This window comes from Streptococcus sp. HMSC073A12, assembly GCF_001812815.1.
Taxonomy (GTDB): Bacteria; Bacillota; Bacilli; order Lactobacillales; family Streptococcaceae; genus Streptococcus; species Streptococcus vaginalis.
In genome coordinates, this window is record NZ_KV810548.1 from 17,310 (window position 1) to 38,170 (window position 20,861).

Consider the following 20,861-nt stretch of genomic DNA (forward strand, 5'->3'; position numbering starts at 1 on the left):
CTAACTCCTGTCTTTGCTATAAATGATAATAACATAACCCGATTGGCACTCTAAAAAAACGGGCTCATCTATAAATTCGTTAGAAGCATACACTTTTTTAAAAAAATAATTGGATTCGTTTAAAGGATATTTGGCGCCTTCAATGCTCAACCGACTATTGTCCGCAGGCATAAAAGCTAAATAGTTCAGACCAGCTACTGGCTTTACCTCGTGCCGCCCTTGAGGACAATAGCAGAGCTGATTTTGTGCATTGCACAGTCGAATTTGCTGCATATAAGGAGTAATTTCTGGATTACTCGGCAAGAAAATATTTGCCAAAGTATGATCCAAGCGCCCGCCAAAAGCACCAAAAATCGTCACTTGCGCCTGTGGAGAACGTGCAAAAACAGCTTTGACAGCCAACTCTAAATCCGTATCATCTTTTTCAGGTTGTGCTTGAAGTACCTCTTTCGATTGAGAACAAATCAAAGCCAACTCTTCCTCCGAAACAGAATCAAAATCACCGACCGCTAAATCTGGGCAAATGCCTTGTTCAATGAGAAACAGGCTTCCTCTGTCCACTCCGATAAAAATGTCAAAATCCACTTGAAAACTATCTATCATCCCGCCAGCAAAAAGAGCAATTTTAGTCATGCAATGCTTCTTTCAATGTTTGAACCTGATGAGCGACATCTCCTTTGAAAACGTAACTGCCCGCTACAAAGACATTAGCACCAGCTTCTTTAGCAATGCCAATGGTTTCATCATCAATACCACCATCTACTTCAATATCAAAGTCTAGTTGGTTCACTTCTCTCAAAACGACTAATTCGCGTACTTTATCCATTGTTTCTGGCAGAAAGGCTTGCCCACCGAAGCCTGGATTAACAGTCATAACCAAGACTTGATCAACCAAATTCAAAACATTTTTCACCGCTTCAACGGGCGTTCCCGGATTGATAACAACACTTGCCTTGACACCAGCTGCCCGAATCTTTTGCAAAGCTCCGTGAATATGCGGCGTTGCTTCAGCATGGATACTGATAATATCTGCACCCGCACGAGCAAAATCTTCAATATGGTGTTCTGGATTGGAGACCATGAGATGACAATCAAACACCAACTTACTATGTGGTCGCATGCTCGCTACCACACCCGCACCGAAGCTGATATTGGGTACAAAATGTCCGTCCATAATATCAATATGAGCGTAATCTGCCCCTGTGGCTTCTAATTTTTTCAATTCTGATTCAAAATTAGCATAGTCTGCACTTAAAATAGACGGTGCAATTTTATAAGGTTTCATTTGACTTCCTCCTCACTTAGGTTGCTTTTTAGCTACTTTTTTATAGGTTTCACGACGGTTTTCAATTTCGCTCAGAAATTGCAAGTAATTCTCGAAACGAAAAGCTGCAATTTGTTCCTTTTCAACGGCAGGTTTTACTGCACAATTCGGTTCATGCGTATGCGTGCAGGTCCGAAATTTGCAGCCATGACTGACTTTTGCAATTTCAGGAAATGCTCGATTTAAATCCTCTGCATTGTCTACTTCATAATCCAGCGAAGAAAATCCCGGTGTGTCTGCAATTTTTCCCCCATTGAGATTGTAAAAACTAACCACTCTAGTTGTGTGGCGACCACGACCCAAACTTTCTGAAATTTTTCCGGTTTCCAACTGTAAATCTGGCACCATTTTATTGAGCAGAGTAGATTTGCCAACCCCAGTTTGTCCCATGAAAACAGTCGTCTTAGCTGTTAAAAACGGCAAAAGTTCTGTTATTGTCTTGGCAGTATCATAGCCGATAGAGCGATAAATATCAAGGAAAACGTCTAACTCCTTGTCGTTCGCCAACAAATCTAATTTACTGATATAGATAATCGAGTGGATAGCTTTCTGCTCCAAGAGAACTAAATAACGGTCCAAAAGATTGGGATTAAAATCTGGCTCTTTGGCACTCATTATCACGACAGCTTGATCGATATTAACGATGGGCGGCCTCACTAGACTGTTTTTTCGCTCTGCTATTTTTAAGATATAACCTTCAGAATCTTTCTCAGCAGAAAATTCGACCTCATCCCCCACATAGGGAGTTTGTCCTTTCTTGCGGAAATTTCCTCTAGCTCTAGTCTGATAAACCTTGCCTTCTGACTCTACATAATAGAAACCTGCTAAGGCTTTCACGATTATTCCTTTCAAATGGACTCCTTTAACGCTTAATAAGTTTATTATAACAAAAAAAGCAGTATTTTGCTTTTTAGTGCAAAAAAATGATGAAAAACGTTTCTAATATGGTATAATAGATACCAAGCGGAAATGGCGGAACGGCAGACGCGCATGCTTCAGGCGCATGTGTCCATTCGGACGTGAGGGTTCAAATCCCTTTTTCCGCATTTTTATTTCGTTTGATAGTTGTCAACTGTATCGCACTTCACTTCACGTTATGTGCGCTTTGCTTTCTCGCCTAAAACGAAATAGCCTATTTTGAATGCTTCTATCGAGCCCATTCAAAAATTGCTTATTCTAAATTTTGGAAAGGTGGCCCAGCTTGGTACGGCACCGGACTCGAAATCCGGCAAATGGATTTTATTCATGCGCGGGTTCAAATCCCGTCCTTTCCTTATAAAGAACCTCACTAAGACGAACTTAGTGAGGCTTTTTGTTTACAATATTATTCAACTCATCTGAATCCCTCGTCATATAAGCTATCTGCTAAACGCGCAAATTCTTGCAAATCAAGCGCTTCTCCTCGTACACTTGGAGATAACTCAGCATTGTCCAAAGCGGACTCTAGCTTTGTTTTGACTTCATTAGACTTCCCAAAATAACTGGTCAGATTATTCCAGAGGGTTTTCCGACGGTGAGTAAAGCTAGCTTTTGAGACTTTGAAGAAGAAAGCCTCATCATTGACCTCAACTGCCGGCTGGTCTCTGCGGACCATCTTGAGGATAGCCGAATCCACATTTGGAGCAGGAACAAAGACTGTTCGTGGTACGATAAAAGCGACCTTGGCAGTCATATAATACTGCACCGCTATTGACAAACTGCCATAAGATTTACTATTGGGCTGCGCCGATATGCGATCAGCCACTTCTCGCTGCATCATCACGACAAATTCACTAAAAGGAATGCCACTCTCAATCAGGTGCATGAGGATAGGAGTGGTAATGTAGTAGGGTAGGTTGGCCACCACTTTGATAGGAAGATTTGGATTAGCAAATTCCTTGATTCGGGCTTGCAAGTCTGACTTAAGAATATCTTCATTGACCACGCGCACATTGTCAAAATCCCGCAGAGTATCTGCCAAAATCGGCACCAAGCGCTCATCAATTTCAAAAGCCATGACTTCGGCTGCATTTTCCGCCAAAAACTCAGTCAGTGCCCCGATGCCTGGTCCGATTTCGATAACATTAACATTCTCATCAATCTCAGCTGTGTCCACAATTTTTTGTAAAATATTGGTATCAGTCAAGAAATTCTGACCGAACGATTTTTTAAAAGTAAAGCCATGACGCTCAAGCACAGCCCGCGTCACACTATAATCCGCAATTCTCATAAATCTCTTTTCTATCTATTAGCTAAATAAAATATATAAAATTCGCATAATTCCCAGCACAAGCAAAATCCAAAATGCTGGATGAATACGGCGTTTAGTTTCTGTTGAAGTAGATTCAGTCACATCAGCCATTTGCTTGTTTTTTTGATTTTTACGTTTCTTCAACTCATCTTGGTAAGCAACCGAATTTAGAATATTGTTTTCTGGTAGCATGTTTGAAGCATAAGCATCTGGGAAGCCCATAGCTCCCCCAAGCAAATCCTCGTCCGCTAAAGAAAAATCTAAATCTTCTGGTCGATTTTGCTGAATAGCACGGACATTTTTTAAAAGTTTGTCAGAAGAAATAGACAACTCATCCATAGAAATAATTTCTAAAACGTCAAATCCTAGCGTATCGCCCCCTTTGATATTTGCAGTAATGTAGCGAACAAAGTCATCGTACAATTGCAAAGTCTGTGGAGCATGTTGCTCTAAAAAAGACCGATTGTGGTGGGCATTTTGCTGGAATTTTTCAATGGAAAGAGTAACTCCCATATTCTGCTCTTGATAAAATTCTTCTGCTTTCTCTTTATCTTCTTTTTCAAGCTCTTCTACTTTTTTCCACAAATCAATAGCTGCTTGCAGCTCTTCTTCACCCCAAAATAGTTGCCAGAAATAAGGAATCGTATAAATTCCCTCCGCTAAAACACGTGTCTCATCTCCGTTTTTTAAATAAATATAGCTTCTATTTGCCATGTCGATTCCTTTCGTACTCTTTCATCACATTTTCAATATCTGTCAATCCAATCCCAAACAATTCTAGTCGTTTAAGCAACTGTTTTCCATTTGAATAGCCAATGCGGAGTTCTTCTCCTAAAAATTCACGACGTTTGCGGCTGTCATTGCCTGCCAGAAATCCTAAGCGAATCAAATCTGAACGTGTGATATCAAAATCAGTCTTTTTTTCAAAATGTTTAGTCACCTGCGAAAGAGCAGCTTTTAAATCTTCATATGAAGCATGCTCAATACCTAATGATTCCCCTTTATTTTTAGACTTAGGAGCAGCCTCATCACGCCTTAAAAAAGCATGCTGAACACTAGGGATCGCTGTCATAATCATCCTACGAATCCGCTCACCATTGACATCTGGGTCTGTAAAAACGATGACTCCATGCAGATTATGAAGGCGTTTGATGCGCTTTATATCTTCTTGGCAAATCGCAGACCCTCTCGTTTCGTAAGTTTCTACGTCAAAATACCGCTTGAGATTGGCTGTATCATCTCGACCTTCTACAACAATGACTTGAGAAATTTTTTCTTTCATCAATCTTCTTTCAAATTAAATATTCGCAGCGCATTTTCATAGGTCGCTTGTGCAACTTCTTCGACAGTCAAACCACGAAGTTCTGCAATCTTGTCTACAACATAGCGAGTATAAGCCGTCCGATTTTCACGACCACGTTTTGGAACAGGAGCTAAGTAAGGTGCGTCCGTTTCAACTAGGATTTTGTCCAAAGGGAGATTTTGCGCAGCTTCCTGCACATCTACAGCCTTCTTAAACGTGACCACACCCGAAAATGAAATCATCATACCAAGTTGGATAAAACGCTCTGCCATTTCCAAAGAACCTGAATAAGAGTGCATAATACCACCACATGGACCTACACCTTCACTTTTAATAATCTCATATGTGTCGTCCAAGGCATCACGAGTGTGCACTACAAAAGGCAAGTCAAGATCTTTTGACAATTGAATCTGCCGTCGAAAAACTCGCTCTTGCGTCTCTTTCGGTGCTGTCATCCAATGATAATCCAATCCAATTTCACCCAAAGCAATGACCTTAGGATCATGCAAATGACTGACAAGCATATCCTCCACTTCCTGCGTGTAAGAACCTGCCTCAGTTGGATGCCAACCAATCGTGCTGTATAGTTCGTCATATTGACGAGACAGCACTAGCGACTTTTCAATGGTTTCTGTATCAAAACCCACAATATTCATCTTGGTAACACCTAGCTCGCGTGCGAAAGCAATTTCTTCAGCTTCTTTTCCTGCGAAATTGTCCACGTTGAGGTGTGTATGTGTGTCAAATATGTTCATCATTCATTCCTCTTTATATCAGTTTCTATTATATCAAAATCTCGTGGTAAATGCAGTTTGTCTCGTTGTTATCCAACAAAAAAACCAGCGGTCTCGAGTTTCCGTTGGTTCTTCATCTTGTATTCGTTTGGATTATGCAGCCAAAACTTTGCGTCCTTTACGACGACGGCTAGCAAGCACACGACGACCGTTTTTAGTTGCCATACGATGACGGAAACCGTGTTTGCGCGCACGACGGATTTTACTTGGTTGATAAGTACGTTTCACTTTGAATACCTCCTCTTAGATTCTTGTATTCGTTTAGCCGGCTATGTGATCAGTTACTAAACATACTTTACTATTCTATATGATTCTACGCCTTTTGTCAATAGCAGTGCGGAATTGTTTTTGGTAAATCTAAAGAAAGGTTGCTTAAACCTCTTACAATTCTCTGGTTGCCTCATAAAAAGGAATGAGTGTTATCATAGCAGCCTGAAGCTCATCCAGAACTTGCCTTATTGATGTGGCTTGGGCTAAATCTACATCGTATTTCACTAATACTTTACGAACTTGCCCTGTTTTTACTTGTTGGCTCAAATACTGTCGATTTTCTTCTATTCCAGCAAATCGTTGACTGACACCATTTATTTGAGCCAAGTAATAAACCGGAGTTGCGATTGGCACCTGCAAAACTCGATTTTGCTTCGTCAGACTGGTTTCATCTTTCTTGCGCTCGATAAAGCTGACTTCTAACGATACTCCAAAATCTCTTGGCTTCCCATATAAACGCAGCGCAAACATTGGTTCTGTGATATCGCCATAACCACACAAATAGTTCCAAAAATGGGGACGCAAAATTTGAACTTGATTCATCCAGTCGCTGGTACGCTCCAGAGTTAATTTTGGATAAAATCTTTGAAATTGCTTAACCAAGTCCGAAAATTCTGCGCGTGCTGCCTGACCTTTCTGTTTGAAATCAAGCATCATTTCTCTCAATTCTCCCGCTTTATCAGGAGAAATATATTTATGTCCTTGTAATGCTAAGTAAGTTTCAATAGCTGGAAAAATAGACATGTAAGCTCCTTTCTTATCAATCTCAAGCACGTCAATTAGTGGACTAAACGGAAAGAAAGACTGAAAAGAAATTCTTCTCAGTCCTTAGTTTATTATTCACTGTCAATATCCACAACAACATAACGGTTTGGTTCGTCACCCTCTGAATAGCTGGTAAGCCCGTCCATTTTAGAAATAATTCGGTGAATAATTTTCCGCTCATTGTTAGACATAGGGTCGGTTTTTTGACTATGTTGGTATTCCAACACACGATCAGCTAGCTTCTGAGCGTAGCTTTGTAGAACTTCTGCTCGATGTTCTACATAATCATTGACATTGATAGAAATGTAAAAACTCTTAGAATAGCGATTATAAAGATAATTCTGTGCCAACAATTGAAGAGCTTTCAGCACTTTTCCGTGATAGCCAATAATGCGACCAGGCTCATTGGTATCAATCTGCATATTGATGGTTCGACGATTATGAGTACTTGCAATGCTAGCTTCAACATCCATTTCGTCCACGATGTTTTGCACATAGCCCGTCACACTCGCAACAACTTCTTCAACATCATAATTTTCTTCCACTTGAATGCCCAAATCTTCAAAATCAGCCGACTCTTCAGCTATCGGTTGGACTTCCGAGCGTTTTTCTACAGCCTGGTCAAAAGAAATAATCTTGTCAGTTGTCTTTTCTTCTTGAGCGACCGATTTTTGAAAATTTACGATGTCACTATCTTTCAATAAGTCAATTGTGCCTGTTTCTTCAAGAATCGTGCTGGCTTCTTTTTCGTGCTTCAAAATTTCAGCTTTGACATCATCTGAGATTTCTTTGCCTTCTCCTTCGATTTTTTTAATGGCTGCAACAACATGTCCTAAATCAACAGTTGCTTCACTCACACTTTTAACGGGCTCATTTTGAGCATTGATTGCTTCCGGAACACCTTTGACAGCTTTTTGGTTAGCTTTTACTACAGTTGTTTCGTTAATAGATTCCACATCAACTTGGGCTAATTTCTTGCCAAATAATCCTAAAAATCCTTTTTTCTCACGAGAAATCACCTTGATATGTGCTTTCATCCGTGGAATATCTAACTCGCGCAAGCCATTTTGAATGGCTTCTTCAACACTCGCTCCTGTAAATAATACCATACAAGTGCCTCCTTACTTTCTCTTTTTTTGTGCTTTACGATAAGCACGTTTTTTCTTTTCTTCACGTTCCCGCTCAGCAGTCGCTTTCGCTTCTCTTTCTGCAATGATTTTATACGGATTGCTTAGTAAAAGCGTTTGGAACACCTGATACGCATACGATGTGCTCCAATATAAAGCAACCCCACTTGCTACACTCATGGCAAAGAAGAAGACAAATAGCGGCATGACAAACATCATTCCTGTCATCAAGCCATTACGCTCTGCCATTCCTTTATTGCTCAACCAAGTACTCAAAAAGGTGAAAACAGCTGCTAAAACTGGCAAAATATAATAGGGATCTGTCGCGCCCAGATTCAGCCATAGAAAGTGCCCTACTTTAAGAAATTCAACACGCGTCAAAGCATGATACAAGGCAATCAACACAGGCATTTGAATGAGCAAGGGCCAAAATGATGCCGATGGCTTTACTCCTAATTCCTTATACAGCTTTTGTGTTTCTTCTGCCAAACGACTGCGACTTTCCATGTCGCGTCCTGGATACTTCGCCTGCAATTCTTTCACTAACGGCTGCGCTTCCTGCATTTTCCGAGAAGCATTGATCTGCAATTGGAAAACAGGCAAAAGAACTGTCCGAATAATCAATGTGAAAAGAATAATCCCAATTCCTGTACTCCCATTGAATGACAGGAAACGAATCGTTACGGCGAAGAAATAGACAAATCTCTCCCATAAATCCGGCGAACTCGCTGTGACCTCACTCGTCCCACACGCCGTTAAGATGAGCGAAGCTAAAACTAAAAGCCCCGCCAGTTTACTTTTCTTTTTCACTACTCAAACCTTCCTGATAAATTTTTGCTATTTTTAGTACATGAAGCAAATTTTGCTCTAATTCTTGATAAGTCAGAATTTCCACACCTTTGCGTGCAATAACGACAAAATCAAGCGCTGCCAACTCTGCTTGATGAGCTATCAAAACGTGTCGAATACGGCGTTTAATCTTATTGCGCATGACCGCATTTCCTAGTTTTTTACTGACAGATATTCCTACTCGAAAGTGTTTTTGTTTCTTTTCTAATTTATAAATGACGAATTTTCTATTGGCAAAACTTTGCCCACTTTTGAAAATCGCATTAAAATCTTTCTCGCTCTTGACGCGATAGCTTTTCTTCAAAACTCAACTCCATCTACCAAAATTATATCTATTATACCATAATTTTCAAAAAAACCAATAAGATCAGGCATATTCACCATTTTACTCTATCCAACTGATACAAAACGCATGTAATTCACTCTTAGTCTGTTAAAGGAATCGTAAAGCCAAAAAAGAGCGACTAAGATTGGCCCCTAATCGCCCTTTTCCATTTGCTACGAAATGATTACATGCATTCATCAATCTGAACAATGCTGGGTTTTTAACTATTTTTTAGATTCTTTTGCAAAAAATTGTGTGGCTGCAACCGCTGCTTTCCAGCCTTTGTACAATTTTTGGCGCTCTAGCCCTGACATAGTTGGCTGGAATGTTTCCCCGACCGCATTTAATGTTTTCAACTCCTCCATGTCTTTCCAATAACCAACCGCAAGACCTGCCAGAAAAGCTGCCCCAAGAGCTGTTGTTTCCAAATTTGCCGCACGCGCTAACTCAATTCCCAGAATATCTGCTTGGAACTGCATGAGGAAATCATTCATGGCAGCACCACCATCTACCTTCAGAACTTGGATAGCTGTACCTGTGTCCATTTGCATGGTGTCAATGATATCACGCACTTGATAAGCAATGGATTGCAGAGTTGCCTTGATGAAGTCTTCTTTACTTGTTCCACGCGTCAAGCCAAAAATGGAACCTCTTGCTTCTGGATCCCAATAAGGCGCTCCAAGCCCTGTAAAAGCTGGAACAAGGTATACTTCATTTTCATTGGTAGATTTTTTTGCATATCTCTCAGACTCAGGTGAGCTAGCAATCATACGAAGACCGTCACGAAGCCACTGAATGGCACTACCCGCAATAAAAATCGAACCTTCCAAAGCATAAGTTACTTTGCCATTTATCCCATAACCAATGGTCGTCAAAAGATTATTTTTGGATAAATTGCACTCCTGACCAGTATTCATAATGATGAAAGAGCCTGTCCCATAAGTATTCTTCACCATTCCCGGCTCAAATGCTAATTGCCCAAAGAGAGCTGCCTGCTGATCGCCCGCCATTCCTGCAATTGGTACCTCTCCACCATAAAAATGATAAGGTGCTGTTTTACCGTAAATTTCTGAATTCGAGCGAACTTCTGGCAACATCGCTTTAGGAATGTTGAGTAAGGACAAAATCTCATCATCCCATTGGAGCTCTTTGATATTGTATAGCATGGTCCGCGCTGCATTTGAATAATCAGTCACATGAGCTGCACCATCCGTTAATTTCCAGACTAACCAGGTATCAATCGTACCAAAGAGCAATTCTCCTCGCTCTGCACGTTCCTGCGCTCCCTCTACCTGATCTAAAATCCAGCGTACCTTGGTCGCAGAGAAATAAGCATCTATGATCAAACCTGTTTTTTGATGAAAGAAATCTACATATCCATCTTGCTTGAGCTTTTCTGCTAAAGGAGCTGTTTGCCGAGACTGCCAGACAATGGCATTGTAAATGGGCAAGCCCGTTTCTTTATCCCACACAACCGTTGTCTCCCGTTGATTGGTAATGCCGATTGCTTCAATCTCTGTGGGCTTGATGCCACTTTCAATAAAAGCATTTGCAATGACCGACTGCACAGAATTCCAAATCTCATTTGCATTGTGCTCAACCCAGCCCGCCTGTGGAAAAATCTGAGTAAACTCTTTTTGACTCGTGGCAACCTTCTCACCCTTTTTATTGAAAATAATCGCCCGTGAGCTGGTTGTCCCTTGGTCAATCGCCATGATATAGGTTTCTTGTGACATAAAACGCCTCCATTGTATGTTCTGCTTTTATTATACACAATAAAGCGCTTTCTTTCTATCTTTTTCTTCTGTTTTTGTGAAAATTTCACTTAAACTTTGTTTCAAGCATATAAAAAACGACTTCCTTTCAGAAGCCGTTTCATTATTTACACATTACAAACGAGCGTTCAATTCTTTGCTCAATTCTTCAAATCCTGGTTTTCCAAGAAGAGCAAACATATTTTTCTTGTAAGCTTCTACACCTGGTTGGTCAAATGGGTTAATAGCATTCAAGTAGCCAGAAATAGCAATAGCCAACTCAAAGAAGTAAATAGTATAGCCAAGAGTAAAGGCATCTTGCTCAGGAAGTGTTACATACATATTTGGCACGTCACCGTCAGTATGAGCCAGAAGTACACCGTCTGTCGCTTTCTTGTTAACAAAGTCAACATCTTTTCCTTGAAGATAGCCAAGTCCGTCTAAGTCTTCTGCCAATTCAGGAATCGTTACGTTTTTGCGTGGTTTGTCCACACGGACAACTGTTTCAAACATAATACGCGCACCTTCTTGGATAAATTGTCCAAGAGAGTGAAGGTCTGTTGAGAAATTAGCAGATGTTGGATAAATACCTTTTTGGTCTTTTCCTTCTGACTCACCAGCTAATTGTTTCCACCATTCTGAGAAGTATTGCAGAGATGGTTCGTAGTTAACCAAAATTTCAGTCGCATAGCCTTTGCGATAAAGGATGTTACGAAGAGCTGCGTACTGATAAGCTTCGTTTTCTGCAATCTTGTCTGAAGTGTAGTCCTTACGAGCAGCATTAGCACCTTCCATAAGGGCTTTGATGTCTGCGCCTGATGCTGCAATTGGTAGAAGTCCTACTGCTGTCAATACAGAGAAACGTCCGCCAATGTCATCTGGCACCACAAATGTTTCCCAACCATTGGCATCTGCTTCCACCTTAACTGCACCTTTTTGGCGGTCAGTTGTCGCATAGATACGTTTGTTAGCTTCAGCTTCACCATATTTTTTAATCAAAAGTTCTTTGAAGACGCGGAAAGCAATAGCAGGTTCTGTCGTTGTCCCTGATTTAGAAATCACATTAACTGAGAAATCTTTATCTGAAACGTATTCTACCAAGTCTGCAAGGTAAGTAGATGAAATAGAATTTCCAGCATAAAGGATTTGTGGAGCTTTGCGTTCTTCTTTGGTTTGCAAGTTTGCAAAATGATTGCTCAAGAAATCAATCGCTGCTTTTGCTCCAAGGTATGACCCACCAATCCCAATCACGACCAAAACATCGCTGTCTGATTTGATTTGTTCTGCCGCTTTCAAAATGCGAGCGAATTCTTCTTTGTCATAGTTTTCTGGAAGGTCAAGCCAGCCACGGAAGTCACTTCCTGCACCAGTTCCTTTGCGCAACAGTTCATCTACCGCAGAAACTTGTGTTTGCATGTAATCTACTTCATGCGGTGCAACAAATTTTCCAAGCACGTTTGAGTAATTAAACTGAATATGTGTCATTATAGTCCTCCAATTTTTCTTCTCTACTATGATACCGCTTTACTACTTTTTTATCAAGCAATTTTCTTGAATAAAACGTTTCCAAATTGTTTTTTTATAATTAACTTTCAAAAATCGCAATCTCATACCAACCTTTAAAGCAATCGTTTGCGTAAATCAAAAAATAATCACCCACAGAATACTTCTAAAATAAAAAATAGAGGAAAATAAATAGTAGCCTAATCTTAGGTTCGAGAGTTTAACTAATGTTTCCTTTTTTGAGTCGATTATTTTGCAGAGACAGCAAAAGTGCCAACAGTGAAAAGACAACAAAAATAAACCAGCACAAGTAGATATTGTAGGCAGAGAGAACTGAAAAGAGGACCGTTCCCAATGGCAGAGAAAAGGTAAATAATAATCCGAGAAAGTTATTGCTTTGAGCCAAGACATCAGACGGTAGATTTGCCATTAACATAGCATCTAGTTTAGGCGTGGATTTCCCCATTATGTAAGCAGAAAAAGCTAAAATAAGAATCCCAATGATGGATGGCAATCCTACTAAGTTGCTAATGCCAACTAATCCAAATGAAGAACTATTCATTATGAGCAGAAATGAGAATGATTTTTTTGAAAAATAATCGTGAGGTGTTAAACTTCCTAAAATGGCGCCAACTAACAAAACAACTTCTACGATCAAAAGAGATTGTGCATAAGTAAGATGAAAAATGGTATGTTTTAGAAAATAAAAATTGTAAATACTGTTAATAGCAATCGTTCATACTTCTTCATATACAAAAAGAGCACACAATCCACACTCGCTTAGGGCTGCTGGACTCCTCCCCTGACCCGCTTTACGCAGAATTGTTGCTCCGATAAGTATTATACCATAAATTTGTTTTTATGCCAATCACGATTTTCTTTTTTCTCAAAAAAGAATAGATATTCAGAGCGAAAAATTGCTAATCTACCAATAATAACATTAACTCTGCTACTATCTGGATAAAACCATAGCCTTCTTAACAAAATGCTTCATTTGTGTCTCCTCTTCCTAAAAAAGTCTTGCATCATCTGAGCACATTCTGCTTTCAAAATCCCACTTTCAAGCTCAACTCGGTGATTGAGCCGTTCATCTGTTAGAATATCGTAGAGGCTACCGGCAGCACCAAACTTTTGATTTTTTGCTCCGTAGATAACCTGCGGAATGCGAGCCAGACCAATGGCACCGCTACACATGACACAAGGCTCAATGGTGACAAAAAGAGTCGTGTCTAACAAGCGCCAGCTTTTTTCATGAGCGTTTGCCTTTTCAATCGCCATCACCTCAGCATGCATGACAGCTCGCTGCAGCTCCTCACGCGCATTATGCCCACGACCGATAATTTCTCCGTCCTTGACAATAACACAACCTATTGGAATTTCATCGTTAGCAAGTGCAATTTTTGCTTCTTTCAAAGCCTCCCGCATAAAAAATTCTTTTTCTTCAACTGTATAGTTCATCTTTTAACCATCTAATCCTCTGTATGATAAAAATCTCCTAATTCATAAGTCGTGACTTCTCTGACATGAAGTTTATATTTGGCAACTAGATCCGCAATATCTTCTTCATTAATTAAAGTAATGACTCTAGTTCCTTGACGAGCTGCTTCAATGGCACTTCTTGAAAAATCAGAAGTTGTAATAAAAATACCATATTCTGCATTGTATTTATCCATTGCACCGCGGAATTTATCAATCTCCGGAGAAGGAACATTGTTTTCCCAACGCTTTGCTTGGATAGCTACGCGATTGGTTCTGAAGTCATCTGTACTAGTAATATAGCCAAAACCATCTAAACCACCATCATTAGTATAACTAACCCCAATTTTTTCATCTAGTTTGACACCCATCTCCTTGACTAGACCACGAGCAAAAGTTTCAAATTTTTGTGGTGACATAGATTTTAAAGTCCTTGTCAACTCAACTCTCCAATTTTCTTTTGAGTCATCTAGTGAATGTTTAAGTTCCTTTTCAAAGGATAACTTGAAGAATTGTTTTGACTTCTTCTCATTTTTCCAAAATTGAATGGCTTTCTGTTGAATATCGCTAGCAAAATGCTCATCCAGTTTCACTTTTCTACCTAATTCTGTCAATTCAAAAGTCGATTGCTTTGGTTTAGAAAGATAGCCCGTGATAAGCAAACTTTTGGCAGAAAAATTAAAAGTGTAATCACTAGGTTTATAAATTTTTCCACTTTTTTGAGACACTTTTTCTTCCTCAAAAAAATTCTCATCTATCGTATTTTCTCCCTTTTTAATAGCATCTAGCAACTCTCGTTTGGTTGCATAGCCACCTAGCTTTTTTAAATTCCTGATAATTTCACTTATCATTATTTTTTCCTGTTCTTTATTAGACAAATCTGTAAAGTTCATCATTTATCTCCTTTGTTCTCCATTTATTATATCATGTTATAAACCCGAAAATATAAAAAAAGCCACTTTACAGTGACTTTCAGGAGATTATTATGAAAAAGTTTAGGATTTCTATCAAATAAAGTTAGGAGGTCTTCATCTGATGATTTTAGTATAACCCAGCTAGCTTAAAATTAACTTAAAAGAGAATCATTCTTTAAACTTTTTTATTGCGTCAATAAAAAGCGAGCCGAAACCCGCTTTGTCTGCTTCTATTACAAACTTGACCAAACACTTTCCAGGATATTCGTCTGTTCACGACCTGGACCAACAGAAAAAGTGGAAATGCGGACACCGACAAGTTCACTCACACGGCGGACGTAGTTGCGGGCATTTTCTGGCAACTCTTCTAAACTGCGAACACCTGTAATGTCTTCTGACCAACCTGGTAATTCTTCATAGATTGGCTTGCACCGTTTGAGCTGCTCCAGACTAGCCGGATAATGATCAATGCGCTCACCATCTAGGTCGTAAGCGACACAGATTTTAACCGTATCAAGTCCCGTCAAAACATCAATCGAATTGAGAGAAAGGTTAGTAATACCAGATACACGTCGGCTGTGGCGCATAACAACCGAATCAAACCAACCAACACGGCGAGGACGTCCTGTTGTCGTTCCATATTCATGGCCAACTTCACGAATGTGGTTGCCTACTTCATCAAATAGTTCTGTCGGGAATGGTCCGTCACCAACACGACTGGTGTAGGCTTTACAAACTCCGACAACCTTGTCAATCTTGCTTGGACCCACACCTGAACCAATCGTTACGCCACCTGCGACAGGATTGGAAGAGGTAACAAATGGATAGGTGCCTTGGTCAATATCTAGCATAACTCCCTGTGCCCCTTCAAAAAGGACACGTTTACCTTGATCAAGAGCGTCGTTCAAGATAACCGACGTATCTGTCACGTATTGTTTAATCTGCTGACCATAAGCGTAGTATTCTTCAAAAATATCATCAAATTGGATAGCTGTGCTGTCGTAGAGTTTTTCAAAGAGACGATTTTTTTCAGCTAAGTTGCGCTCCAAACGTTCTCTGAAAATATCTTTATCCAACAAATCCGCAATGCGGATTCCCACACGAGCTGCTTTGTCCATATAAGCTGGACCAATCCCCTTAATAGTCGTTCCGATTTTGTGATCGCCTTTGGCTTCTTCCTGTAAGCGATCCAACTCGATATGATAAGGTAGGATAACATGAGCACGATCTGAAATCCGAAGATTATCCGTCGTAACCCCTTCTTCGTGCAAATAAGCCAATTCATGTACCAAAGATTTTGGATTGACCACCATTCCATTTCCAATCACAGAGATTTTTTCTGGGAAGAAAATCCCTGATGGAATCAGGTGCAGCTTGTACTTCTTACCGCCAATTACAATAGTATGACCCGCATTATCTCCGCCTTGATAACGGGCAATGACTTCGGCATTGGCTGAAAGGAAATCTGTAATCTTTCCTTTTCCTTCATCTCCCCACTGGGTCCCTACAACAACAACTGATGTCATAATCTTGTCTGAGCTAAGTGCTCGTCCTTTCTTGTCTACATGGCAGGAGTCTCACCTGCAATTATATCTTATACTTTATTATAAGAAAAATTTCTTCTTTTTTCAAGATAAAACCGCCATTGTTATTTGTAAATGACGAAGTTTGAATATCCCGCCTTTGTGAAACCTGTGTCTTATCTAAAAATATGATCATTTTCTTTTAAAAAAGGTTCGGAAAACGTAGTAGAAATTTGTCTTCTAAGCATTTTTATACTAGACTAAAAGTATTAGAAAACAAACAGGGATTTACCATGAACATCAATCATTTGTTAGAAAAAATAGCAGCAGATGCACCTATTTTACAAGCTACTTTCGGGTTGGAAAGGGAGGGCTTGCGCGTCAATCAAGACGGAAAATTAGCGCAAACTCCTCATCCTCAAGCATTTGGAAGCCGTAATTTTCACCCGATGATTCAGACCGATTTTAGTGAGCAGCAATTAGAACTCATCACCCCGATTGCAACTTCTACAAAAGAAGCAAGGCGTTTTCTCGCTGCCATTACTGATGTAGCTGGACGCACCATCCAAAAAAATGAAGCAATCTGGTCACTCTCTATGCCCCCAAAATTGTCACCAGCAGAAATTCAAATCGCTCATTTAGAAAACGATTTTGAGCGTCATTATCGAGAAAGTTTAGCAGAAAAATATGGAAAAACGCTACAAACCATCTCAGGCATTCACTACAATGTGGAATTAGGAACAGACTTGATTCAAGCTCTTTTCAAGGTCAGTGATTACCAAAATATTCGGCTTTTTAAAAATGACCTCTATCTTAAATTGGCTCGAAACTTTTTACGGTTCCGCTGGTTTCTGACCTATTTATACGGGGCAGCACCAATTGCTGAAGAAGGGTTTTTGACGAGAAAGATTTCTCAGCCTGTACGCTCTATCCGCAACAGTGATTTGGGATATGTAAACGATAAAAAGATTCACATTTCCTATGCTTCACTAGAGTCTTATGTAAGCGATATAGAGAAATACGTGGCACAAGGCGATTTAATTGCCGAGAAAGAATGCTACATGCCTGTTCGTTTCCGTGGGCAAAAAGAAAATCGGCGTTACTTGGAAAAAGGAATTACCTATTTGGAATTCCGTTGTTTTGACCTCAATCCTTTTGAGGTGCTAGGAATCAGTCAGGAGACCATGGACACGGTTCATCTCTTTTTGCTTGCCTTGCTCTGGCTAGATGATGTAGCAGACCCTGATGAAATCCTAGAGCAAGCTCATGCTCTAAATGAAAAAATAGCTCTTAGCCACCCTCTGACTCTTCTGCCCGTTGAAGCTGATAGCGATCTGCTCCTTAGAGCTATGCAAGCTGTCATCCACCAGTTCGGATTAAGCTCCTATTATCAAGACCTGCTTCATCATGTGAAAAATGCAGTTGCTAATCCCAGCCTAACCCTTTCCGCCCAACTATTGCCTTATATTCACAATCATTCCTTAGAAGCCTTTGGTTTGGAGAAAGCCAAAGCATATCACAACTACGCCTGGACTGCTCCATACGCTCTGAAAGGCTACGAGAACATGGAACTCTCCACTCAAATGCTCCTCTTTGACGCTATTCAAAAAGGAGTGCAAGTAGAAATCTTAGACGAAAGTGACCAGTTTTTAAAGCTTCAACATAAAGATCATATCGAGTATGTCAAAAATGGCAATATGACCTCAAAGGACAACTATATCGTGCCTCTTGCGATGGCAAATAAAACAGTGACTAAGAAAATGTTATCTGCTGCTGGTTTTCCCGTTCCTGCTGGAGCTGAATTTTCCACTCTGGAAGAAGGAATAGCTTACTATCCCTTTATCAAAGATAAGCCGATTGTTATCAAACCCAAATCCACCAACTTCGGGTTAGGAATTTCTATTTTTCAAGCACCTACCAATCGAGACAGTTACCAAAAAGCATTGGAGATTGCCTTTTCAGAGGACAGCTCTGTCCTTGTTGAGGAATTTATCGCAGGAACCGAATACCGTTTCTTTGTCCTAGGCGGAAAATGTGAGGCGGTGCTTCTGCGCTTAGCAGCCAATGTTGTAGGAGACGGTCGGCACACCATTCGAGAACTGGTAGCTTTTAAAAATACCAATCCCCTACGAGGGCGCGACCATCGCTCTCCACTGGAAATGATTGAGCTTGGTGAGATTGAGCTGCTCATGCTAGCCCAGCAAGGTTATAAAGCAGATGATGTCCTACCGCAAGGAATTCAAGTTTTTCTTCGCCGTAATTCTAATATTTCTACTGGTGGAGACTCAGTAGATGTGACTGAAACCATGCACACCTCCTATAAGGAACTAGCAGCAGAAATGGCAGCTGCTATGGGAGCTTGGGTCTGTGGCGTGGATTTAATTATCCCGAATAGCACACTTCCAGCCAGCAAAAACAATCCTAACTGTACCTGCATTGAGCTCAATTTCAATCCTTCTATGTATATGCACACTTATTGTGCAGAAGGTCCCGGTCAAAGCATTACACCTAAAATATTGGCTAAACTCTTCCCAGAAATCCATTAAACTTCATTACATAAAAAAACGAGCAAAATAAACAGCTCGTTTTTTTATGTATAACTTTCAATGAAAAATAGAAATATCTGCTAGAATTTCTCAGCTACTCCCAGTCTCTTCCATGACCATGCTTGATTTCAAATTCAAAATAACCGTCTTCTTGGATTTTTTTGAAAATATCACGGTAGGCTTCTTCATCAAAAAACGGTCCTTTATAAAGAATTTCAAAGCTTAAACCGTCGTATTCTAAGTAGGCATGCGAAGAGCGAAAGCCGTTTCGCTGGTAGAAATCCATACGAGCTTTTCGCTGTTCCAGATTATCACAAGGCTCGTCAAGGCGTTCTACCTCTAAAACCATGGTTCTTTGATAAAAATCCACCAACTTATCAATAATTTTGCCACCATAACCGTGGCTGCGTAAATGAGGCATGATCGCAAAAAAGCTAACATAAAAGGCTTTGTCATTGTAGACTGAAAAGGCAAAACCGACAAATTCATTCTCATCATAAAAGGCAAAGAAATGAGAAAATTCTCCATCTCCATAGCGTAGCAGCTCTGATAGCGGTGCACGCTCCTCCTCAGGAAAGGCTTCTATATTCAATTGCTCTACTTTTTCTAAATCTGGAAATTCAGCTGTAATAATCTGACTGGTTAAAGACATGACTTTCTCCCTTTTTAACTGCTTTTCTTTTATTTTATCAAAAATGAAGGTATTTGAGAACTATTGGACTAACATTCACAATCATAAAAGAGGCCGGATTCTACCAACCTCTTTCGGAACTCTTAATTCATCACAATCATCGCTTTAATCGTTTTTCTATCAGCCATGTTAGGCTTGGTCAATGTCTTCCAATTTGTAAGATTGAGTGAAAACTTTACCAGGATTGATTTGACCGTCTAGAACTGCTTTTAGCAAGATTTCTTTGTCATAAGTTGTACAAGAAGCCGGTCCGCTAGCCATTGCCAAATTGACCATCCAGTAGTCACCGATATTGATGTCCCCTGTATGAGGTACACCGACTCGTCCGACAACAGCACCTGGACGAGCAACTTCCTATACTTCCATTCTCCCCAGCTTCACAAAAACTGCTGCTTTCATCTTATTGTTCCTTTCTCTATTAAAAAGATGATGCTCCACATTCATCAAAAAGATAAAACATTTACACTTTTATTATATACCTTGGAGTGCACTCTAAGTCAAGAAATTTTTGAAAAATCTTATCAGTCCATGATTATTTTCAGCCAAACTTTTTATTAAAAATATCGTTCAGTTCCGTCTTTGATACTTTTTTATGCTAAAATAGACTTAGAAATTTCAGAAGAAACGGGATTAGATAATTTATGTCCAGAAGAGATTATAGAAATGTACGTTCTAGAAGATGGATTGGTATACTGCTTATTTTTATCGCAGTTGGTATTATTATGCAGTACCTCATCCCGATCCTCTTTGCTGTCGGGATAGGCTACGGAATTTACTACTATGCAACCCATCAGCCGAAAAAAATCACAAGACCTAACGCCAGTCAGCAAATTGAAGATTTGAAAGAGGAAATCGGTACCGCAGATAGTCGAATCAAACAATTAGATGCTTATCTGGAAGAAAGGGCTTATGAAAAATACCAACAGTTGGCTGAACAGCTCTTGCCTCAATTAAGCTATATCCAAGGTCGGACTGATACCTTGAGAAAACATATCTCACCTGAGATTTACCAGCGGATTCAACGGAAAGTGCAAGACGTAACAGCAGACATTCATGCTCAACTTTACAACCTCCGCACGCAAGATGCTGAGAGTACAAAGTCAAGCCTTGAAGAATTAGCACCAGAATTGCTCGAAACCATTCACAATATCCAAACCGACCATGAAGCTATTCTCAAGAAAATTTCTCAGTCAGAAAGCAACAACAAGGAAGAATTAACTGCGATCCATCAGTCTCAAATGGAGCATTATGAGGATATTTTGGAGGGCTACCTAAAAATCAAGACTTCCCCGAAAGATTTTTACAATGCCAAGGAACGGCTCTCCAGTGCCAAAGTGGCTATTGAGCAGTTTGATTTAGACTTGGATGAAACACTCCGTCAGCTCAACGAAGCTGACCTACGAGACTTTGATATCAGCTTGCGGATTTTAACTAAAAAAGAGACGAACACAGAACTATAACATCAAA

20 protein-coding genes, 2 tRNA genes, 1 other RNA gene and 2 pseudogenes are annotated in these 20,861 nt (G+C 40.0%); 4 read left to right on the plus strand and 21 right to left on the minus strand.

From position 1 onward, the window contains the following. From HMPREF2876_RS07265 to rsgA, 3 genes are read right to left on the minus strand one after another with little or no spacing between them, the layout of a single operon-like run. Entirely contained in the window at nt 1-633 is a 633-nt protein-coding gene (locus tag HMPREF2876_RS07265) for a thiamine diphosphokinase (RefSeq protein WP_070584576.1), read from the minus strand. Continuing rightward, nucleotides 626-1,285, minus strand: coding sequence for a ribulose-phosphate 3-epimerase (rpe, locus tag HMPREF2876_RS07270; RefSeq protein WP_024052319.1), 660 nt, complete (start codon nt 1,283-1,285; stop codon nt 626-628). Before rpe ends, HMPREF2876_RS07265 begins: the two co-directional genes overlap by 8 nt. Before the next feature lie 12 nt (nt 1,286-1,297). After that, nucleotides 1,298-2,176, minus strand: a complete 879-nt coding sequence (rsgA, locus tag HMPREF2876_RS07275) for a ribosome small subunit-dependent GTPase A (protein WP_042754055.1) — start codon at nt 2,174-2,176, stop codon at nt 1,298-1,300. A gap of 111 nt (nt 2,177-2,287) precedes the next feature. Here rsgA and HMPREF2876_RS07280 point away from each other — a divergent pair. After that, nucleotides 2,288-2,370: transfer RNA gene (locus HMPREF2876_RS07280), tRNA-Leu, on the plus strand. A gap of 139 nt (nt 2,371-2,509) precedes the next feature. Beyond that, nucleotides 2,510-2,598, plus strand: a tRNA-Ser gene (locus HMPREF2876_RS07285). Between the two features lie 59 nt (nt 2,599-2,657). Here HMPREF2876_RS07285 and rsmA read toward each other — a convergent pair. The 16 genes and pseudogenes from rsmA to HMPREF2876_RS07365 all read right to left on the minus strand — a co-directional run bounded on the left by rsmA (nt 2,658) and on the right by HMPREF2876_RS07365 (nt 16,160). Beyond that, the gene (gene rsmA, locus HMPREF2876_RS07290) at nt 2,658-3,533 is read right to left on the minus strand and encodes a 16S rRNA (adenine(1518)-N(6)/adenine(1519)-N(6))-dimethyltransferase RsmA (RefSeq protein ID WP_024052321.1); all 876 of its coding nucleotides are present in this window, start codon (nt 3,531-3,533) and stop codon (nt 2,658-2,660) included. An 18-nt stretch (nt 3,534-3,551) separates the two neighbouring features. Then, complete coding sequence (locus tag HMPREF2876_RS07295) at nt 3,552-4,268, minus strand: dimethyladenosine transferase (RefSeq protein ID WP_070584579.1); 717 nt, start codon at nt 4,266-4,268, stop codon at nt 3,552-3,554. Continuing rightward, a complete protein-coding gene (rnmV, locus tag HMPREF2876_RS07300; protein ID WP_024052323.1) occupies nt 4,258-4,836 on the minus strand; it encodes a ribonuclease M5 in 579 nt (192 codons plus the stop codon). The genes HMPREF2876_RS07295 and rnmV overlap by 11 nt, the downstream gene beginning before the upstream one ends. Next, nucleotides 4,836-5,615 (minus strand): TatD family hydrolase, encoded by a 780-nt coding sequence (locus HMPREF2876_RS07305; protein WP_024052324.1) that lies wholly within the window; start codon nt 5,613-5,615, stop codon nt 4,836-4,838. Before HMPREF2876_RS07305 ends, rnmV begins: the two co-directional genes overlap by 1 nt. 129 nt (nt 5,616-5,744) lie before the next feature. Next, nucleotides 5,745-5,879 carry a 50S ribosomal protein L34 gene (gene rpmH / locus HMPREF2876_RS07310; RefSeq protein ID WP_003026476.1) on the minus strand — a complete coding sequence of 45 codons (135 nt, stop codon included), beginning with the start codon at nt 5,877-5,879 and terminating at the stop codon, nt 5,745-5,747. A gap of 153 nt (nt 5,880-6,032) precedes the next feature. After that, a complete protein-coding gene (locus HMPREF2876_RS07315; RefSeq protein ID WP_024052325.1) occupies nt 6,033-6,665 on the minus strand; it encodes a hypothetical protein in 633 nt (210 codons plus the stop codon). A gap of 92 nt (nt 6,666-6,757) precedes the next feature. Then, the gene (gene jag / locus HMPREF2876_RS07320; RefSeq protein WP_070584583.1) at nt 6,758-7,795 is read right to left on the minus strand and encodes an RNA-binding cell elongation regulator Jag/EloR; all 1,038 of its coding nucleotides are present in this window, start codon (nt 7,793-7,795) and stop codon (nt 6,758-6,760) included. A 12-nt stretch (nt 7,796-7,807) separates the two neighbouring features. Continuing rightward, nucleotides 7,808-8,623 (minus strand): YidC/Oxa1 family membrane protein insertase, encoded by an 816-nt coding sequence (locus tag HMPREF2876_RS07325; RefSeq protein ID WP_024052327.1) that lies wholly within the window; start codon nt 8,621-8,623, stop codon nt 7,808-7,810. Then, nucleotides 8,607-8,966 (minus strand): ribonuclease P protein component, encoded by a 360-nt coding sequence (gene rnpA / locus HMPREF2876_RS07330; RefSeq protein ID WP_003030605.1) that lies wholly within the window; start codon nt 8,964-8,966, stop codon nt 8,607-8,609. Before rnpA ends, HMPREF2876_RS07325 begins: the two co-directional genes overlap by 17 nt. A 245-nt stretch (nt 8,967-9,211) precedes the next feature. Further along, a complete protein-coding gene (gene glpK, locus HMPREF2876_RS07335; RefSeq protein WP_070242092.1) occupies nt 9,212-10,723 on the minus strand; it encodes a glycerol kinase GlpK in 1,512 nt (503 codons plus the stop codon). A gap of 153 nt (nt 10,724-10,876) precedes the next feature. Next, the gene (locus HMPREF2876_RS07340; protein ID WP_070584585.1) at nt 10,877-12,226 is read right to left on the minus strand and encodes a glucose-6-phosphate isomerase; all 1,350 of its coding nucleotides are present in this window, start codon (nt 12,224-12,226) and stop codon (nt 10,877-10,879) included. Nucleotides 12,227-12,464: 238 nt separating this feature from the next. After that, nucleotides 12,465-12,974: pseudogene (locus HMPREF2876_RS07345) on the minus strand (transporter); the annotation flags it as partial. Between the two features lie 16 nt (nt 12,975-12,990). After that, nucleotides 12,991-13,086, minus strand: an RNA gene (ffs, locus tag HMPREF2876_RS07350) — signal recognition particle sRNA small type. Between the two features lie 148 nt (nt 13,087-13,234). Next, the gene (tadA, locus tag HMPREF2876_RS07355; protein ID WP_070584587.1) at nt 13,235-13,702 is read right to left on the minus strand and encodes a tRNA adenosine(34) deaminase TadA; all 468 of its coding nucleotides are present in this window, start codon (nt 13,700-13,702) and stop codon (nt 13,235-13,237) included. 11 nt (nt 13,703-13,713) lie between these two features. After that, the gene (locus HMPREF2876_RS07360) at nt 13,714-14,613 is read right to left on the minus strand and encodes a restriction endonuclease (RefSeq protein ID WP_083307001.1); all 900 of its coding nucleotides are present in this window, start codon (nt 14,611-14,613) and stop codon (nt 13,714-13,716) included. Between the two features lie 254 nt (nt 14,614-14,867). Continuing rightward, a complete protein-coding gene (locus tag HMPREF2876_RS07365) occupies nt 14,868-16,160 on the minus strand; it encodes an adenylosuccinate synthase (protein WP_024052332.1) in 1,293 nt (430 codons plus the stop codon). A 290-nt stretch (nt 16,161-16,450) separates the two neighbouring features. Between HMPREF2876_RS07365 and gshAB the strand changes: the two genes are divergently transcribed. Then, a complete protein-coding gene (gshAB, locus tag HMPREF2876_RS07370; protein ID WP_070584591.1) occupies nt 16,451-18,703 on the plus strand; it encodes a bifunctional glutamate--cysteine ligase GshA/glutathione synthetase GshB in 2,253 nt (750 codons plus the stop codon). A 94-nt stretch (nt 18,704-18,797) separates the two neighbouring features. On the opposite strand, the gene HMPREF2876_RS07375 is transcribed toward gshAB, so the two are convergent. Together HMPREF2876_RS07375 and HMPREF2876_RS11070 are read right to left on the minus strand one after the other, a co-directional pair. Next, complete coding sequence (locus HMPREF2876_RS07375; RefSeq protein WP_024052334.1) at nt 18,798-19,355, minus strand: GNAT family N-acetyltransferase; 558 nt, start codon at nt 19,353-19,355, stop codon at nt 18,798-18,800. 122 nt (nt 19,356-19,477) lie between these two features. Beyond that, nucleotides 19,478-19,748, minus strand: a pseudogene (locus HMPREF2876_RS11070) (alcohol dehydrogenase); the annotation flags it as partial. A gap of 287 nt (nt 19,749-20,035) precedes the next feature. Between HMPREF2876_RS11070 and HMPREF2876_RS07385 the strand changes: the two are divergent. Next, a complete protein-coding gene (locus HMPREF2876_RS07385) occupies nt 20,036-20,854 on the plus strand; it encodes a coiled-coil domain-containing protein (protein ID WP_024052336.1) in 819 nt (272 codons plus the stop codon). Nucleotides 20,855-20,861 lie beyond the last annotated feature (7 nt).

Coding starts and splice junctions, on each gene's coding strand:
- HMPREF2876_RS07340 (WP_070584585.1), bottom strand. CDS start 12,226: ATGACACATATTCAGTTTAATTACTCAAACGTGCTTGGAAAATTTGTT.
- HMPREF2876_RS07265 (WP_070584576.1), bottom strand. CDS start 633: ATGACTAAAATTGCTCTTTTTGCTGGCGGGATGATAGATAGTTTTCAA.
- HMPREF2876_RS07375 (WP_024052334.1), bottom strand. CDS start 19,355: ATGTCTTTAACCAGTCAGATTATTACAGCTGAATTTCCAGATTTAGAA.
- HMPREF2876_RS07365 (WP_024052332.1), bottom strand. CDS start 16,160: ATGACATCAGTTGTTGTTGTAGGGACCCAGTGGGGAGATGAAGGAAAA.
- rpe (WP_024052319.1), bottom strand. CDS start 1,285: ATGAAACCTTATAAAATTGCACCGTCTATTTTAAGTGCAGACTATGCT.
- HMPREF2876_RS07360 (WP_083307001.1), bottom strand. CDS start 14,613: ATGAACTTTACAGATTTGTCTAATAAAGAACAGGAAAAAATAATGATA.
- rsmA (WP_024052321.1), bottom strand. CDS start 3,533: ATGAGAATTGCGGATTATAGTGTGACGCGGGCTGTGCTTGAGCGTCAT.
- HMPREF2876_RS07385 (WP_024052336.1), top strand. CDS start 20,036: ATGTCCAGAAGAGATTATAGAAATGTACGTTCTAGAAGATGGATTGGT.
- glpK (WP_070242092.1), bottom strand. CDS start 10,723: ATGTCACAAGAAACCTATATCATGGCGATTGACCAAGGGACAACCAGC.
- gshAB (WP_070584591.1), top strand. CDS start 16,451: ATGAACATCAATCATTTGTTAGAAAAAATAGCAGCAGATGCACCTATT.
- HMPREF2876_RS07305 (WP_024052324.1), bottom strand. CDS start 5,615: ATGATGAACATATTTGACACACATACACACCTCAACGTGGACAATTTC.
- rnmV (WP_024052323.1), bottom strand. CDS start 4,836: ATGAAAGAAAAAATTTCTCAAGTCATTGTTGTAGAAGGTCGAGATGAT.
- tadA (WP_070584587.1), bottom strand. CDS start 13,702: ATGAACTATACAGTTGAAGAAAAAGAATTTTTTATGCGGGAGGCTTTG.
- jag (WP_070584583.1), bottom strand. CDS start 7,795: ATGGTATTATTTACAGGAGCGAGTGTTGAAGAAGCCATTCAAAATGGC.
- HMPREF2876_RS07295 (WP_070584579.1), bottom strand. CDS start 4,268: ATGGCAAATAGAAGCTATATTTATTTAAAAAACGGAGATGAGACACGT.
- HMPREF2876_RS07315 (WP_024052325.1), bottom strand. CDS start 6,665: ATGTCTATTTTTCCAGCTATTGAAACTTACTTAGCATTACAAGGACAT.